Genomic DNA, 16,316 nt, shown 5'->3' with positions numbered 1-16,316 from the left:
TCGGCGGATTAATGTGGCCAGCTGCTCAATGGAGTCGCCAGAGCGTGATGACCTTAGCTAAGCGCCATGATTCACGAATGTCACCGGTAATTTTTATTCCAGGGAGTAGTGCAACCCAAAATCGGTTTGATGAATTAGTGGCTAAATTGAACGCTAACCGCGGGAATCGGCACAGCTTGTTAAAACTAACTGTGCATGAAAATAATCAGATTAGCTATTCAGGGGAAATTAAACCGCGGGATAATGAACCGTTTATCGTGGTTGGTTTTGAAAATAATAAGGACGGTTACAGTAATATTCAAAAGCAAGCTAAATGGTTTTCGCTGGCGTTTACCGCGTTGACTAAGAAGTATCAATTTAATAACTTTAAAGCGGTTGGCCATTCCAATGGTGGCTTAATTTATACAGCTTTTTTAGAAGATTATTTTAATCGCGATGATATTACAGTGAAGAAGTTGATGACGATTGGTTCGCCGTATAACTTTTCCGAAACGTCGATTACGCATAAGTCACAGATGCTGACGGATTTCATTAAGAAACGTAAAAATATTCCGACGAACTTATCGATGTATTCAATTGCGGGAACGGAAAACTTTGAAAATGATGGGATTGTACCCGCGCGTAGTGTAGAGGCGGGGAAGTACATTTATCAAGGGCAAGTCAAGCACTACACCGAAATTACAGTGACAGGTGACCAAGCACAACACTCTGATCTACCACAGAATCAACAGATTGTGGCCTTGTTAGAACAGTACATTCTCAGCAAAAAGAACACCCGCAATGCACAACCAACACCTAAGGATTCAACACCTTCAGAAGACCAATAAAAAAAGCCCCAGAATAGCAGTAAGGTTGTTATTCTGGGGCCTTTTTTATTGGCACTCATTAATTAGAATGCTTGGTACTTTCTTTTTGAACTAGAGCACCAATTGCTGGCAAATTACCCAAGCTATCGATTGACTTATTTGGCAAGACAATGGTGTTATTTTGACCGTCTGCGATGTGTTCCATCGCTTCAATATTCTTATATTGAAGATAGAGTTCGCCGTTATTGACTAAGCTGGCGTTGATCAAATTAATTTGATCTTTAACAGCTTCGGCAATTGTTCGTTCACTTTGAGCTTTCCCTTCAGCTTCCAAAATTTGTGTTTGTTTATTGGCTTCGGCTTCTAGAATATTCGCTTCTTTTAACCCTTCAGCTTTACGGATTGCGGCGGCTTTGAGCCCTTCGGCTTCCATAATGTTGGCTTCTTTTTCACGCGAAGCACGGAGCAATTTATTCATTGATTCTTGGATATCGTGGGCCACTTGAATTGAATCGATATTGACCCGATCAACGTTTAAGCCGTAGCCGGCTGTTACTTCGCTAAGTTGTTCAAAAAGGGTTTGGTTAATTTTTTCGGTGCCATTTAAAACATCGTTCAAGTCCATGTTCCCAATAATCCCACGTAATTGTGCACGGGTGTCTTGGACCATACTTAGAACGGAATCTTTATTTTTATAAACGTACGCATTGACGTCAGTGATGTGATATTTAATCGTTTCCGAAATCATAACAACCACGTTGTCTTTGGTAATGACTTCTTGTTCAGCGACTTTTAAGGGGATTTGTTTCATATTAACGATTTCTGTGATGTGATAAATGAATGGAATGACCAAATGGAAACCAGGATCAAGCGTTTTAACGTAGACCCCTAAGCGTTCCAAAATCCCAACTTCCCCGGTATGAATCAAGGCAAATGATGAAAAGAGGGTGACTGCAACAATAACTAAAACAAGAATGACTAAAATACTGATGAAAATACCCATAATAAAAACTCCCTTTTGTCTGGCTTAATACGCCAGAATATTGTGGTGCGCTGTCACGATTAAAGCTAAAGGTGTGACGGCCGTTACCATGACGAGTAAGCCAGCGCTAGCTGGTCCTTCGACACGGTAATGATATAAGATGCCAAAAAAATTAACGGCGCCGGTTGATTTAGCATCCTGTAAAGTAAACGTTAACCCCACTAAGCGTTCATCTAACATATTCCGCCTCCCTTTGTTCACATTGTATCTGATTACCAATAAAAGGCAACTCTAAGTGACAGTAACGAACAAAATTGTTAGGTGGCTTGTCTCGAATGCATGAAGATAGTAAACTAAGCGTACTAAGGCTGGAAATGGAGGAACCGTGGATGAGACGAAAAGTGACGCCGATTTTTCAAGACAGTTTCCAAAAGCGCTATTGGCGACAAATAATTATCGGCATTATCGCGGTAGCTCTGTGTCTTGGTGGTGCTATCTGGTGGTTGAAACACCGTTCGGATCGACCAAGCGCGACGCAATATCCGATTCTAGGGATGCAATTAAGTCAGTCAGATGGTTACCAAGATTTTGACGGGTTAAAAAAGGACGGTATTCAGTTTGTTTATTTAAAAGCAACTGAAGGGGCCAGTTACAAGGATGATAATTTCGACACCAATTACAGTCGAGCAAGTGGCACTGGCTTACGCGTGGGCATCTTTCATTTTTTTAGTTTTGATAGTTCGCCTGAACGCCAAGCTGACCAACTTTTTAAAGCAGTTGGCAGCCAGACGGGTGATTTACCAATTATGATCTATTTGGATTATTATAACGACTATGCACAACAACCGCCCGCACAAAAGAAAACGCAAATGGCACTGGCGCAGCTAGTGACCTTGATTAATCAACATTATCATCAAAATTGTCTCATTGGTGGTGCACCCAGCTTATTAAAACGGTATGTGCCACACAAAGGAGACTATCCATTGTGGCAAACTACGCGGGAACAGCCAACATTGGCGACTAAGAACGGGTTCTGGCAATACACAATGGCTAGTCAGATTCCAAACAGTGATAATCAGACGAACTATCAGTTAGCAGTTTTTACTGGCACCAAGCAACAATGGCAGACTATTAAATAGAAACGGAGAGAAAATAATGATTAAACACAAAGGCTGGTTATTATTAATCGCAATCGTGGTGATTTTCATCGGTGGTAGTTGGGGAATTCATAGCTATTATTACGGTGGGGAAGCCTACTATACACAGATTGTTTCAAACGGAACACGAATGGAAGAAAAGGATTCAGCAGGGGAAACGGTTATCGATTATAACTATCAACAAGCAGCCTACAATGAAGATGGTGTTACCAAAAAAGTTGATTTTAATGGTAATAAATCAACGCCGCTTAAACGAAATGCGTACCTCAAATTAATCGTCAATAAAAATAAGGGTGTGGTTTCATGGGAAAAGGTTGCCAAAAACGAAGTCCCAGATAAAGCTCAAAAAATGTTGAACAAATAAAGAATAACTAAAAAGGCCCATAACGCTAAGCGTTATGGGCCTTTTTTAATAGCTATTCGATTGGATAATCCATATCTTCGGCTTCATCGTAAACTGAAACGGGCCGTTGATTTTCACAAGTAATTTTTAATTGATAGCCGTAGTGATCGAGAAAGACCAATTCGTTTTCCGTGAGGGAGATGACTTGACCACTCAATGGCTTATGATCGATTTGCACCAACAAGTTCGGAGTAATTTCTAATGTGTGTTTTTTTCGGGTTTGGTTGTCATTAAAAGACCAGTGTCCAGCATAAAAAGTCGCTACTTTACTCGCTTGAGTCGTCCGAACTTTTTGCTGATACTGGTGAATGGTTCGATTTAAAATTGCTTGTGGTTTTTGAAATTTAAAAAATCGCATAAGTCACACCCCAACTTACTATTATTCTACCACGAAATAGTTAGTTTGCGGACAATTAATTATCGGACTCACGACTGTTTTTTTAAGGAATGGTTAAAGAAGTGAATAGTGGCGGAATTCTTATCAGTAGAAAAACTTTTCGATAGGCTTCTAGATCTAAATCCCGTATACTGGCAGTATTAAATAAGGGAGCTGATTATAATGCAAACACTTGGGATTATTGGGACTAACTGGATTACGGGACAATTTGTTGATGCGGCCCGGGAATCTGAATCATTTAAGTTAACAGCTGTTTATTCACGGACGGCAGATAAAGCTGACCAATTTAAAACGAAGTATCACGCACCAGAAGCCACAAGTTACACTGACTTAGACGGGTTTATGAATGCCAATGAATTTGAAACCGTCTACATTGCATCACCTAATAGTCTGCACTTTGAACAAGCGAAGCAAGCAATTTTAGCGGGTAAAAATGTCATCGTGGAAAAACCTGCCTTCAGTAATCCGGCTGAAATGGCAGCCATGCAAACATTATTAAAGCAACATCCAGACCAATTCTTATTCGAAGCAGCACGTCATATTCATGAGGCCAACTTTAAGATTGTACAACAAGCCATCAACGCATTACCGGCGATCAATGGCGCGACCTTGAGCTATATGAAATATTCATCACGCTATGACGCTGTTTTAGCGGGTGGAGAACCGAATATTTTCTCACCACATTTTTCTGGAGGAGCTTTACAAGATCTCGGCGTGTATGTCGTCTATGATGCCGTCAGCTGGTTTGGTGTGCCCGATTCAGTCGATTATCAAGCTGAATTGTTACCAACTGGAGTGGATGGTAAAGGGGTCGCAACACTGCGTTATCCAACCTTTAACGTCACGTTGATTTTTGGCAAAACCGTTGATTCCTATCTAACGTCTGAAATTTATGGTGGCCAAACGACGATTGTCCTCGATAATGCCGGCACAATCGGCAGTGTTGACCGCTACAGCGAAGGTGGGCAAAAGATTGAGTCACTAGGGGAACAATCACTTGCTAATCCAATGGTTGCTGAGGCAGAAAATTTCGCGGCGATGATTGCTAATCGTGACACAAAACGGTATCATGAATTATTACAGCTAAGTGAATCGGTCAACCAAGTTTTATATCAATTAAGACAGTCGGCCGGAATAACATTTGATGCAGATTAACATGACGGAGGCAATACATGAGCGTTTCACCACTATTTCAAGCACTATGGGATGAACAAGGATTTACAGAAATGTCACCCATCCAAGAGGCAGTTTATCAACCACTGAAAAAAGACCAATCAATTCTAGGACTGGCACCCACGGGTTCTGGGAAAACCCTCGCGTTTTCATTGCCGTTATTAGAAAAAATTATGCCGGGCGAAGGGCTACAAGTCTTAATTTTGGCCCCTTCACAGGAATTGGTGATCCAAACACGGGACGTCATTCAACCTTATGCCAAGGCAATCGACTGTAATGTCCAAGCGATTACGGGGAAGGCGAATGTTAAACGCCAAATCGAACGGCTTAAGGCCAAACCAGAGATTATCGTGGCAACGACTGGTCGGTTATTAGAATTGAGCGAACAACGGAAAGTGAAATTCCATACACTCCAAGCGATTATTATGGACGAAGCTGACGAATTATTGACGGATAGCGGGCTTTCAGAAACCCGCCATATCGTGCAAGAATCACCTGCCGATGTGCAACTTGGCTTCTTTTCAGCGACATCAACCGATATCTTATTAGAGTTGGAAACATGGTTCGGCGTGCCAATCGAAACAATCGACGTGCGTGGGATTGATAAGACGGGTGGGGAAGTGTTGCATGCATTTATCCCAACTGGTAACGCTCAAAAAGTGAACGTCTTACGCCATTTAGCACATCAAAAGAATTTTAGAGGTTTGGTCATTTTTAACCAATCCGCGCAACTCTTACAAGCTGCACAAACGTTAAAACATCAAAAAGTAACGTATGCCGCACTCTCAGGGCAAGGTCGCCAAACAGAACGCCAAAAAGCGCTCAAAGATTTCCGTGAAGGTAAGATTCAACTCTTACTAGCAACGGACGTGGCTGGCCGTGGCTTGGATATCACCGACTTACCTTATGTGATTAATTTTGATGTACCAAACGCAAAAATCACTTACATTCATCGTGCTGGTCGGACTGGTCGGATGGGACGCACCGGGACTGTTTTGACGTTGGGCAATCAACACGATGGGCGGAATTTGCGTAAGTTATTGGCGCCTGAATATGATCTTGTGACCCGTTATTTGGTTGGTGATCATTTGGAAGCCGAAAAACCAGTGACGCCTAAAGTAGCACCAGTTGCTGCAACGAAAGCAACATCTGCTGTACCAACTACTGGTGAAGCAACAGAAGGACAAGTACAAAAGGCTACGCCGACGACAAGCGCGCGCAAAGCCAAATTAGTACCAGTTCGCCAACAGCCAGCTGCACCATTAAAACCAAAACATAAGAAAAACCGTAAACGAAATCAAAAGAATAAGGGCTACCATAAGAAAAATAATGACTAGTGGTCTAATCCAGATTGAGCGAGAAACCTTAACAACCTGTTAAGGTTTCTTTTTTTTGGACTAGTCCGTTTGTGAAAAGGTTATCAGTAATTAATTGACAAATCTTAGGAAGCGATTACAATATAAGTAAGGGTTTTCTTTCGCTTCGTAAAATGCGATAGTGGCGAACTCTCACAATCAGGAACTAATTTTTGAAAGCCTTTTAATGGATTGGTTAGTCATTCTCGAAGAAATATCTAGACCAATTAATGAATGGTTACGAAAGTGGTTCACGATGAGATGATCATAGGAGGTGCCATACTATGGCAGAAGAACAGAACTTAGAAGCAATCATGGGCTTAATTATCAACGGTGGGAACGCCAAGAGTAGCTCAATGGAAGCAATCATGGCCGCTAAGAAAGGTGACTTCGAAACAGCAGCTGCCAAACTTGCAGAAGCGGATGCTGCTTTATCAGAAGCCCATAATTCACAAACAGATATGTTAACCAAAGAAGCAAGTGGCGATCACATGCAAGTGACATTATTGACGGTTCACTCACAAGATCACTTGATGAACGCAATTACTTTCCGCGATTTAGCAGGCGAAGTCGTTGACGTTTACAAGAAGATGGCCGGTGTACCAGTCGATTAAAGTTTGGCTAATGAACAAAAGGGCTAAGACAAAATGACTTTTGTTCGAGCCCTTTTTAGTTAAAAGCAACAAATGGCACATTGAAGAGAAGAGTGGGAACGGGATGGAAATTAAATTAAATTTAAAAATGCCAGCTAGTTATTTTTATCAGAAGATTCTGGAATCAGTGTTGTTTGATATTAAGCAACAAACTGGGGATAAACTAACTGAAGCGCAGTTGCCTAATTATTCGTACGACAAGCAATTTGGCAAGAATCGGGCGACATTGAAGATTACGCAACTGATTAAAGATCAGAGTTATCACTACGAAACGACTTCTACCCGGGGGAGCTATCAATCAAGTTACGATATTTTCGCGAATGGACCGCAGTCTATTGAAGTTATCTATCGCGCAAATGCCAAAGCAAATGGTAAATTACAACAAACCAATGATATGTTGATGGCCTTTGTCATGGGTTTCATGCGTAAACGCGGCTTTAAGAAAATGTTGAAACAAATCGAAAAAGCATATCAAGCAGAATAATAAGCAATGACTTTGAGAGAAAGTAGGATGACCAGTAATGGAATACCATCAATTAGCACCATTTCCTAAAGATTTTTTGTGGGGTTCAGCTTCTGCGGCCTATCAAATTGAAGGGGCCTACCAAGAAGATGGTAAGGGCCGTTCTGTGTGGGATGAATTTGTCCGCATTCCAGGCAAAACGTTCAAAGCCACGAATGGTGATGTAGCGGTGGATCACTATCACCGTTTCGAAGAAGACGTGGCGCTAATGGCACGCGCTGGGCTCAAAGCCTATCGTTTTTCGATTTCATGGCCACGGGTCTTACCAAATGGTAAAGGCGCTGTGAATGAGGCGGGCTTAGCCTTTTATGATCGTTTAATTAATACATTAATTGCCAATGATATTGAACCAATCGTGACGATTTATCATTGGGACTTACCGCAAGCGTTGCAAGCCGAATATGGCGGTTGGGAATCGCGTCAAATTATTGAAGATTTTACCAACTACGCAGGCTTATTGTTCGAACGCTTCGGCGATCGTGTGCAACATTGGGTTACCTTGAACGAACAAAATGTCTTCATCACTCACGGCTATTTAACAGCGGAGCATCCGCCAGCAGTGACTGATGCTAAGCGAACTTATCAAGCTAATCATATGGCAAACCTTGCCAATGCTAGTGCGATTAAATTATTCCATGAAAAAGGCTATCAAGGGGGCATCGGACCTAGTTTTGCCTACAGCCCAACTTATGCGCTGAATGCGGACCCAGAAAATCAAATTGCGGCTGATAATGCCGAACAAATTAACGCTGATTTGTGGATGGACGTTTATGCTTGGGGCCGTTATCCGAAATTAGTGATGACTTATCTCGAACGAAACGGGATTGCACCCGAAATTACTGAAGCGGACCAAGCTTTATTAGCCGATCCACTCGCACATCCCGATTTTATGGGGTTGAATTACTATCAGACGATGACAGTTACGACTAACCCACTAGAAGGTGGCGTTGGTTTGACCAAGCAAAATACTTCCGGTAAAAAGGGCACTAGCCAAGCAAGTGGGTTGCCAGGCGTCTACAAGACCGCTGATAACCCCTATATGCAACAAACTGACTGGGATTGGAATATTGACCCCGAAGGACTTCGAATCGCACTCAGACGTATTGAGAGCCGTTATGGACTGCCGGTCTTAATTACTGAGAACGGTTTAGGGGCTTATGACACCTTGAAAGAAGGCGGGCAAGTGCACGACGACTACCGGATTGCCTTTTTAAAGGCGCACGTTCAAGCCATCCACGAAGCTATTACCGATGGCGTTTCGGTCATCGGTTACACGACATGGAGCTTCACAGATTTATTAAGTTGGACAAACGGCTATCAAAAACGCTATGGCTTCGTCTACGTGGATCGCGACGAAACAGAAGAAAGAGAACTAAACCGCTATCCAAAAGACAGTTTCTACTGGTACCAAAAAGTCATTAAAAGCAACGGGGAAATACTATAGAGTGCGCAGTCGAACGGGTTGGCTTTGAGGATTAACAGAAAAATACATATTATGGCGGGTTTAAGCCATAGTATGTATTTTTAGGTTAACCGGAAAAGGCAGTTCGAAGCAGCACGTTTAAAACAAGAGTGCGTAGTCGAACGGGTTGGCTTTGAGGATTAACAGAAAAATACATATTATGGCGGGTTTAAGCCATAGTATGTATTTTTAGGTTAACCGGAAAAGGCAGTTCGAAGCAGCACGTTTAAAACAAGAGTGCGCAGTCGAACGGGTTGGCTTTGAGGATTAACAAAAAATACATATTATGGCGGGTTTAAGCCATAATATGTATTTTTAGGTTATCCGGAAAAACGAGTTCGTTTCAACCCTCCACTTTCTTTTTGCCTTTAGAACGCTTAGAATATAGCGTAAGAAATCAAGACGAGGTGGCAATATGACAACGCAAGAACGACGTACAGCAATTCTGAATGCAATTCAAAAGAGTGCGCAACCCATCAGTGCCAAAGTATTAGCGCAACAATATAAAGTTAGCCGGCAGACAATTGTTGGGGATATCGCCTTACTTCGCGCACAAGGGGCCCAAATTATTGCGACAGTTAGCGGTTATTACGACCAAACGCAGACGCAACAAACAATGCCATATCAGGCACAAGTTGCCTGTCAGCATAATCAGGGGCAGACTGAACTCGAATTGACAACGATTGTTGAAAATGGGGGGCGCGTGATCGACGTGACCGTTGATCATCCATTGTATGGTGAACTGACCGGTCAACTGGGAATCGGCACCTTGACAGATGTCAAAGGCTTTATGCAAAAAATGGCCACAATGCCCCATCAGAAATTACTTTCAACATTAACCGACGGCATTCATTTACACACGATTGAATGCGCGTCAGAACAACGATTTAAGCAAATTGTCGCAGCGCTTAAACAGATAAATATTTATTATAATGCATAATTAGGTGTCTTGACATCTGTAAACTCTTTTTGTATGATAGGACCATTCATAACATAAGGGAGTAATGCGGGATGACAAAAGAACATAGGACACTTTTATGGGCTGCAGGTGGTGCATGGTTGTTCGATGCAATGGATGTGGGGATGCTATCGTTTGTGATTGCTGCGCTTGCCAAAGAGTGGCAACTCAGTAGCGCACAAATGGGATTAATTGGGAGTGTCAGTTCAATTGGAATGGTTTTTGGCGCCGTTATTTTCGGCATTTTAGCTGATAAAATTGGTCGAAAAAACAGTTTACTTTGTTCCTTATTAGTATTTTCGATTGGCAATGGGATATCTGCCTTTAGTACATCGTTGAGTCTATTTCTAGTACTCCGGTTATTGGTCGGTGCTGGGTTGGGTGGCGAGCTACCGGTAGCCTCGACATTAATCTCGGAGAATACGCCAACGGCATCGCGCGGTCGGGCTGTCGTATTGTTAGAAAGTTTTTGGGCAGCCGGGTGGTTAGTTGCCAGTTTACTCGCCTATTTTGTCATTCCAGTTTGGGGCTGGCGAGTGGTCTTATTGATCACGTCATTGCCCGCCATCTACACACTTGTGTTACGGAAACATGTTAAACAAGAGCATGAACCGACGACGATTAACCGTAAGGTACCATTCATGCAACGATTGCGTGTTTTATTTGAACCAGCGTATCGCCAAAGAACAATTATGTTATGGCTCGTATGGTTTTTAGTGGTCTTTTCATACTATGGGATGTTTTTATGGCTCCCCAGTGTGATGGTCTTAAAAGGGTTCAGCTTGGTTAAAAGTTTTGAATATGTGCTGATTATGACCTTGGCACAATTACCAGGCTACTTTGTAGCAGCATGGTTGATTGAAAAATGGGGGCGGAAACGTGTTTTAGGTGGCTTTCTAATCGGAACAGCACTCAGTGCATTATTGTTTGGCAATGCAAACTCAGTTGCCATGTTACTCGTGGCCGGTGCGCTGTTATCCTTTTTCAATCTTGGTGCATGGGGGGCGCTATATGCTTATACCCCAGAACAATATCCTGCACTTGTCCGTGGAAGTGGGAGTGGTTTAGCAGCTGGCATCGGGCGAATTGGCGGTGTGGTTGGGCCATTTTTAGTTGGTGCGCTAATTCAGCAGGGGGTATCAGTAGCCGTGATTTTTACACTTTTTACGGGTGCGATACTATTAGCGGCTGGTGCCGTGTTCTTTTTAGGTCAAGAAACGATGAACGCCGTTTTAACGGATGAATAAAGATTTATTAAAATCAACTTTACAATTAAAACAACAGATGCGACAATATGACTCATAGGCGCTCGTGGCTCAACTGGATAGAGCAATCGCCTCCTAAGCGATAGGTTGCGAGTTCGATTCTCGCCGGGCGCACTTTGAAGCAATTGTCGTAAAAGCACACTAGATTAACTAGTGTGCTTTTTAATTGGTGTAAAATAATCAAGCGGAATGATTACGCTTTCACTTTCAGAAAGTTACGGATTTATGATTTATATTAGGTGAAAATATGTTAAAATAGATTCGTATTCAAAAATCGCAACGCAAAAGTTGCAATTAATCTGGAGGCTTTTTCATGTCATTAGTTAATGGTACAGAAATCTTTAAAGCTGCTCGTGAAGGTCATTACGCTGTTGGTGCTTTCAACACAAACAACCTTGAATGGACACGTGCTATCTTAGGTGCTGCTCAAGAAACTAACACACCAATCTTGATCCAAACATCAATGGGTGCTGCTAAATATATGGGTGGTTACGAATTATGCAAGAACTTGGTTGAACAAACAATCAAGTCAATGAACATCACAGTTCCTGTTATCATGCATTTAGATCACGGTAACTACGAAGCTGCTAAAGAATGTATCGAAGTTGGTTACAACTCAGTTATGTTCGATGGTCATGATTTACCATTCGAAGAAAACTTAGCAAAGACAAAAGAAATCGTTGCTTTAGCACATGCTAAAGGCATCTCAGTTGAAGCCGAAGTTGGTTCAATTGGTGGCGAAGAAGACGGTATCATCGGTGCTGGCGAATTAGCTGACGTTGAAGAAGCTAAACAATTAGCAGCTGCTGGTCCTGACTACTTAGCAGTTGGTATTGGTAATATTCATGGTGTATACCCTGAAAACTGGCAAGGTTTAAGCTTTGACCGTTTACAAGAATTAGCTGACGTTATTGACTTACCACTTGTATTACATGGTGGTTCAGGTATTCCTAAGGAACAAATCCTTAAAGCAATCGAAATGGGTATCTCAAAAGTTAACGTTAATACAGAACAACAAATCGCATGGTCAAACGCTGTTAAAGAATACTATGCAGAAAACAAAGATCAAGCTGAAAAAGGCTTCGATCCTCGTAAAGTTCTTGCACCAGGTACAAAAGCAATCAAAGACACAGTTGAATCACGTATCGAATGGTTCGGTACACCAGCTGTTAAATAATTATTGTTTTTCAAGAGTCCAACTTCGGTTGGGCTTTTTTTGTGGTTTCATGCTAGAATGAGAGCAAAATAAAGGTGGGGATAAGATGACAGTTATTGAGCAATATAATGCAGGCCTTACAACTGATGCTGATCGAACACTCGCACTGGCAATGCACACCATTCTTTGGGCAGTGTTACCGGACGCAGAGATGAAGCTGGCTTATGGTTTGGTTGGGTATTATCAGCCTAAAGCAGTTTGCTATTTTGGCATTAATAAACGGCACATTGGGTTTTATCCCACTAATCAACCGATGGCCCATTTTGCAAAAGCTGTCGCACCATGTCAGACCGGCAAAGGGACACTACAATTCGAAAAAGATGTAACGGCATTACCAATCGAGTTGATTCAAACTATCGCGAGTTGGCAATTAGAACACGTTAATAAATAAGGCTTACCCAAAATGGGTAAGCCTATTTTTTAATGACCACTCGTCATTTTAATGCCGAGAATTCCGATTACTAATAAAATAACGAATAGCCAGGTTAATAAAGAAATGTGTTCATTGAATAAGATGATGCCGACTAAAATAGCTCCCACTGCGCCAATTCCGGTCCAAACCGGATAAGCAATGCTCAATGGTAATCCCTTCGTCGCACGAATTAGAAAACCGAAGCTGACGAGCATGCTAGCAATCGTCAGTAATGTGTAATTGAGCTTAGTGAACCCACTACTCATTTTCATAGTCGTTGCCCACCAAACTTCTGCCAATCCTGCAATCAATAAATCAACCCATGCCACACAATAGAACCTCCTAATAATATCGGCCACAAAAAAAGGACAGCCAATCACTTCTTCTTTGACCTAATGAAGTGATTAACTGCCCGGTGGCGACGATTAAATTAGTTATAGCATAGCAAATTTTAGGTTAAAAGTGAAGCTTAGCCGATAGAACCACCAATTAAATAGGTGACGACCATGGTTAAGACGCCGGTTAAGACGTTGCGCAAAACACCTTTGAGTCGGTTTGCCTTGCCTAACGTTGCACTCGTGTAACCGGTCGCGATAAGGGCAAGGACAATTGAACCAATAGTTCCACTGACTTTGTAAGGGTATGGAATTGCTAGGATGGCGATGATTGGCAGCAATGAGCCTAACATGAATGAGAAAAATGATGAAAAGGCGGCATGCCACGGGTTGAAGTAATGGTGTAATTCAATATTGTATTTTTCGCGGAGTGTGATGTCAAGACTGTCTTTTTGCATGAACGCTGAAGCTACCTGATGTGCAAGTGGAGTGGGTAAGCCTTTTGATTCGTAAGTCCGTTGTAGACTGGCCACTTCAGCAGCGTATTCGTTTTGGATGGCTTCTTTTTGAAGCCGCATCATGGATTTCTGCGTATCACGTTGCGTGCTGACCGAGACGTATTCACCGCCACCCATTGAAAAGGCGCCAGCAAGCATGCCAGAAATACCAGCAAGAAAAATCGTGTACTGACTTTGGTGGGCGCTCGCGACACCGACTACGATTCCAGCTACAGAGATAATGCCATCATTTGCACCTAAAACGCCGGCGCGGATAATGTTCAAACGTTCTGATAAATGGAAACGATGTTCGAGTGGTGCACTGGCGGATAATTCTTTCATAATGGCGGACTCCTCTGGTTGATTTAACTTCATTATAGCTAATTGAGAAGGATTATCAATTATTTTTGAGCAATTGTTCACAACAAAAACATTGTATAAAACCTGTTATACCAGTACATACGAATCATTATTACTAACGAATAATGATATAGTGAACAAAAAGTATGCCAACAGTCTAGCACATCAAAAAGGGTCGCAACAAAAAATTTTGTCGCGACCCTTTCGAATTATAAATGTGTCAGTGCTTGGTAGTAGAAGAATGCCGTGATTGCGGTTAAGACTAAACCGGCAACGCACACAATGATTAGACCACCAATCGCTTGTTTCTGGTAGGCGCTATAGGCGGTTAGTCCAATGAAGAAGGTGGTTAGACAAACGCAGACGCCAAGGAGCATGAGCCATGTAATCATTAGTCAGCCCAGTCACCGTTTCTGAAAATGGGGACAATCTGACCGTCGTGTGTTAAGCCATCGATGTTCATTTGACTGGAACCGACCATGAAGTCAACGTGGGCTTGACTTCGGTTTAAACCAGCTGCTTTTAATTCCTCTTCAGACATATCTGTGCCGCCTTCAATTGAAAAGGCGTAAGCAGAGCCGAGTGCCAAATGGTTTGAAGCATTTTCGTCAAATAAGGTATTGTAGAAGGTGATCTTTGATTGTGAAATTGGTGAAGGATCTGGTACAAGTGCGACTTCACCTAAGCTCTTGACCCCAGCATCGGTTTGTAAGAGTTTTTGTAAGACATCGTTGCCTTCTTCAGCGGTGGCTTTGACCACTTTACCGTTTTCAAAAGTAAATTGCATGTTGTTGAGTGTGTTACCAGCGTAACTCAATGGTTTCGTAGAAGAAATGTAGCCATCGATGTTGTTGGCATCAGCTGCTGAGAAAACTTCCTCAGTAGGCATGTTAGCGACGAATGAACGACCATCACTACTACGGCTAGGACCACCCATCCAGATGTGGTTTTCAGGTAACCCAATTGTGAGATCAGTGCCAGGGGCTGTGTAATGGAGTGCTTTGTATTGCGCAGCGTTTAATTCAGCGGCTTTGGCTTGCAGTTTCTTACCATGTTGTTCCCAAGCAAGGATTGGGTCTTCTTTATCTACTCGGGTTGTTTTGAAAATCTCTGTCCATAACTTATCAGTTGCGACTTGTTCGTCCATATCAGGAAAGACTTTCTTTGCCCAAGCGGGACTAGCTGCGGCAATTACAATCCAACTATTTTTGTTGGCTTGTGTTGCTTGGCGAACTTTAAGCATTGCTTGACCGTTTGCCTTTTGAACAGCAGCGACCCGATCACCATCGAGGCCCTTAAGGTTATCAGGATTGCTCGACATCACCGAAATCCGTTTGGCGTTATTTGCTAACCAGTAATCGTATTCTTGTTTCTGGAAGTCTGGCACGTTAACGAGGCGATCTTCGGCTTTGTGTTGCATATTGATTCGATCGATGTCATCATCTTGCCATTTAATGATCACTTCTGCTGCTCCGAGATCGTAGCAAGCAGCTGTCATATCACGGGCGAATTCAGCTTGCGTAACAGCGATTTGGAGCACCACTGTATCACCAGGTTGGACGTTAATTCCTGTTTTAGCGACTAAAGCGGCGTATTTTTCAAGATTATGTTGGAAAGTAGTCATCAAAAATTCCTCCTTAAGGGCGATTTAATATGTTTATCATAGCACATGGCGATTTAAAAAACTCGTAAAACAGATAAAAACGTTTTCATGTTATTTAATTTTGTGGTAGAGTGACAGTAGATAATATTGAAAAACGGATTGATCGGTTAAGGAGTGGGAACGATGGCACGGACAAAACGGATTAAAGCGGAGCAAATTCTGGATAAAGCATACGAAATGGTATTAGCGGATGGTTTAAAAGCAATTACAGCGCGCAGCCTTGCCAAGGCACTAGACTGTTCGACACAACCCATCTATTTAGAATTCGGTAATATGGCCAATCTCAAGCAAGCCATTTTGGAACAAGCCAAGGCGCGTTTGGTGTGGTATGTCAGTGAAGAACAACGAACAGATGATGCCTTAGTCAATCTCGGGATTGGCTATATTCATTTTGCTACAATCGAACCAGAACTTTACCGTGCGTTATTTATTGATAACCACTTTGGTAAGGATGAAGCACAACTTTTCATGGGGCAATTGACGCAAACTAGATTGCAGGACTATCAACCGTTAAAAACGGTTAGTGAGTCAGAACACGAACGCATTATTAACGAAGCGTGGATCATTATTACGGGTTTGGCGACCCTAACGAATGCGAAGTTGGTACACTATAGTGACGCAGAAATAGACGCGATGCTCAAACGAATGTTGAAGCGATGTTTTTAAAAAGAGACGCCTAAAAAGGCGTCCTTTTTAATA

Annotated in this window: 20 protein-coding genes and 1 tRNA gene; 14 read left to right on the top strand and 7 right to left on the bottom strand. The window is 42.3% G+C overall.

The features are described from left to right. Positions 1-11 precede the first annotated feature (11 nt). Positions 12-827: an alpha/beta hydrolase gene (locus tag LCU_RS05810; RefSeq protein ID WP_080563413.1), complete on the top strand. Its 816-nt coding sequence runs from the start codon at positions 12-14 to the stop codon at positions 825-827. 58 nt (positions 828-885) lie between these two features. Here LCU_RS05810 and LCU_RS05805 read toward each other — a convergent pair whose 3' ends face one another. Both LCU_RS05805 and LCU_RS05800 read right to left on the bottom strand, forming a co-directional pair. Continuing rightward, positions 886-1,809 carry an SPFH domain-containing protein gene (locus LCU_RS05805; RefSeq protein ID WP_004270863.1) on the bottom strand — a complete coding sequence of 308 codons (924 nt, stop codon included), beginning with the start codon at positions 1,807-1,809 and terminating at the stop codon, positions 886-888. Positions 1,810-1,833: 24 nt separating this feature from the next. After that, on the bottom strand, positions 1,834-2,028 hold the full coding sequence (locus LCU_RS05800; protein WP_056966697.1) for a hypothetical protein: 195 nt from the start codon (positions 2,026-2,028) through the stop codon (positions 1,834-1,836). A gap of 149 nt (positions 2,029-2,177) precedes the next feature. Here LCU_RS05800 and LCU_RS05795 point away from each other — a divergent pair, with 149 nt between their 5' ends. After that, positions 2,178-2,927, top strand: a complete 750-nt coding sequence (locus LCU_RS05795; protein ID WP_004270871.1) for a GH25 family lysozyme — start codon at positions 2,178-2,180, stop codon at positions 2,925-2,927. A 16-nt stretch (positions 2,928-2,943) separates the two neighbouring features. Next, positions 2,944-3,309 carry a YxeA family protein gene (locus tag LCU_RS05790; RefSeq protein WP_056966700.1) on the top strand — a complete coding sequence of 122 codons (366 nt, stop codon included), beginning with the start codon at positions 2,944-2,946 and terminating at the stop codon, positions 3,307-3,309. A 52-nt stretch (positions 3,310-3,361) separates the two neighbouring features. Here LCU_RS05790 and LCU_RS05785 read toward each other — a convergent pair whose 3' ends face one another. Continuing rightward, entirely contained in the window at positions 3,362-3,706 is a 345-nt protein-coding gene (locus tag LCU_RS05785; protein ID WP_056966702.1) for a DUF4828 domain-containing protein, read from the bottom strand. Between the two features lie 201 nt (positions 3,707-3,907). Here LCU_RS05785 and LCU_RS05780 point away from each other — a divergent pair, with 201 nt between their 5' ends. The 10 genes from LCU_RS05780 to LCU_RS05735 all read left to right on the top strand — a co-directional run bounded on the left by LCU_RS05780 (position 3,908) and on the right by LCU_RS05735 (position 12,741). Beyond that, positions 3,908-4,900, top strand: a complete 993-nt coding sequence (locus tag LCU_RS05780) for a Gfo/Idh/MocA family protein (RefSeq protein ID WP_054644183.1) — start codon at positions 3,908-3,910, stop codon at positions 4,898-4,900. Positions 4,901-4,917: 17 nt separating this feature from the next. Continuing rightward, positions 4,918-6,255, top strand: a complete 1,338-nt coding sequence (locus LCU_RS05775; protein WP_056966704.1) for a DEAD/DEAH box helicase — start codon at positions 4,918-4,920, stop codon at positions 6,253-6,255. A 302-nt stretch (positions 6,256-6,557) separates the two neighbouring features. Then, positions 6,558-6,887, top strand: a complete 330-nt coding sequence (locus tag LCU_RS05770; RefSeq protein WP_054644184.1) for a PTS lactose/cellobiose transporter subunit IIA — start codon at positions 6,558-6,560, stop codon at positions 6,885-6,887. A 103-nt stretch (positions 6,888-6,990) separates the two neighbouring features. Next, on the top strand, positions 6,991-7,410 hold the full coding sequence (locus tag LCU_RS05765) for a DUF3284 domain-containing protein (protein ID WP_054644185.1): 420 nt from the start codon (positions 6,991-6,993) through the stop codon (positions 7,408-7,410). Positions 7,411-7,447: 37 nt separating this feature from the next. After that, a complete protein-coding gene (locus LCU_RS05760; protein WP_035186699.1) occupies positions 7,448-8,893 on the top strand; it encodes a glycoside hydrolase family 1 protein in 1,446 nt (481 codons plus the stop codon). Positions 8,894-9,326: 433 nt separating this feature from the next. Next, positions 9,327-9,851: a transcription repressor NadR gene (locus tag LCU_RS05755; protein WP_039098240.1), complete on the top strand. Its 525-nt coding sequence runs from the start codon at positions 9,327-9,329 to the stop codon at positions 9,849-9,851. A 71-nt stretch (positions 9,852-9,922) separates the two neighbouring features. Continuing rightward, entirely contained in the window at positions 9,923-11,116 is a 1,194-nt protein-coding gene (locus tag LCU_RS05750) for an MFS transporter (protein WP_004270787.1), read from the top strand. A gap of 58 nt (positions 11,117-11,174) precedes the next feature. Then, positions 11,175-11,248: transfer RNA gene (locus LCU_RS05745), tRNA-Arg, on the top strand. Between the two features lie 199 nt (positions 11,249-11,447). Continuing rightward, on the top strand, positions 11,448-12,311 hold the full coding sequence (gene fba / locus LCU_RS05740; protein WP_054644186.1) for a class II fructose-1,6-bisphosphate aldolase: 864 nt from the start codon (positions 11,448-11,450) through the stop codon (positions 12,309-12,311). 85 nt (positions 12,312-12,396) lie between these two features. Continuing rightward, positions 12,397-12,741, top strand: a complete 345-nt coding sequence (locus LCU_RS05735) for an iron chaperone (protein ID WP_054644187.1) — start codon at positions 12,397-12,399, stop codon at positions 12,739-12,741. A gap of 29 nt (positions 12,742-12,770) precedes the next feature. On the opposite strand, the gene LCU_RS05730 is transcribed toward LCU_RS05735, so the two are convergent. The 4 genes from LCU_RS05730 to LCU_RS05715 form a co-directional block, all read right to left on the bottom strand. Further along, entirely contained in the window at positions 12,771-13,091 is a 321-nt protein-coding gene (locus LCU_RS05730; protein ID WP_054644188.1) for a DMT family transporter, read from the bottom strand. Positions 13,092-13,231: 140 nt separating this feature from the next. Beyond that, positions 13,232-13,936, bottom strand: a complete 705-nt coding sequence (locus tag LCU_RS05725) for a VIT1/CCC1 transporter family protein (RefSeq protein ID WP_004270792.1) — start codon at positions 13,934-13,936, stop codon at positions 13,232-13,234. Positions 13,937-14,163: 227 nt separating this feature from the next. Next, positions 14,164-14,346, bottom strand: coding sequence for a hypothetical protein (locus LCU_RS05720; protein WP_004270777.1), 183 nt, complete (start codon positions 14,344-14,346; stop codon positions 14,164-14,166). Beyond that, the gene (locus LCU_RS05715; RefSeq protein ID WP_054644189.1) at positions 14,346-15,578 is read right to left on the bottom strand and encodes an aminopeptidase; all 1,233 of its coding nucleotides are present in this window, start codon (positions 15,576-15,578) and stop codon (positions 14,346-14,348) included. The genes LCU_RS05720 and LCU_RS05715 overlap by 1 nt, the downstream gene beginning before the upstream one ends. Before the next feature lie 162 nt (positions 15,579-15,740). On the opposite strand from LCU_RS05715, the gene LCU_RS05710 reads away from it, so the two are divergent. Further along, positions 15,741-16,283: a TetR/AcrR family transcriptional regulator gene (locus LCU_RS05710; RefSeq protein WP_054644190.1), complete on the top strand. Its 543-nt coding sequence runs from the start codon at positions 15,741-15,743 to the stop codon at positions 16,281-16,283. The last annotated feature ends 33 nt before the right edge of the window (positions 16,284-16,316 follow it).

Source organism: Latilactobacillus curvatus JCM 1096 = DSM 20019 (genome assembly GCF_004101845.1).
Classification (GTDB): domain Bacteria; phylum Bacillota; class Bacilli; order Lactobacillales; family Lactobacillaceae; genus Latilactobacillus; species Latilactobacillus curvatus.
This window is presented reverse-complemented; position numbering and strand designations above follow the sequence as displayed.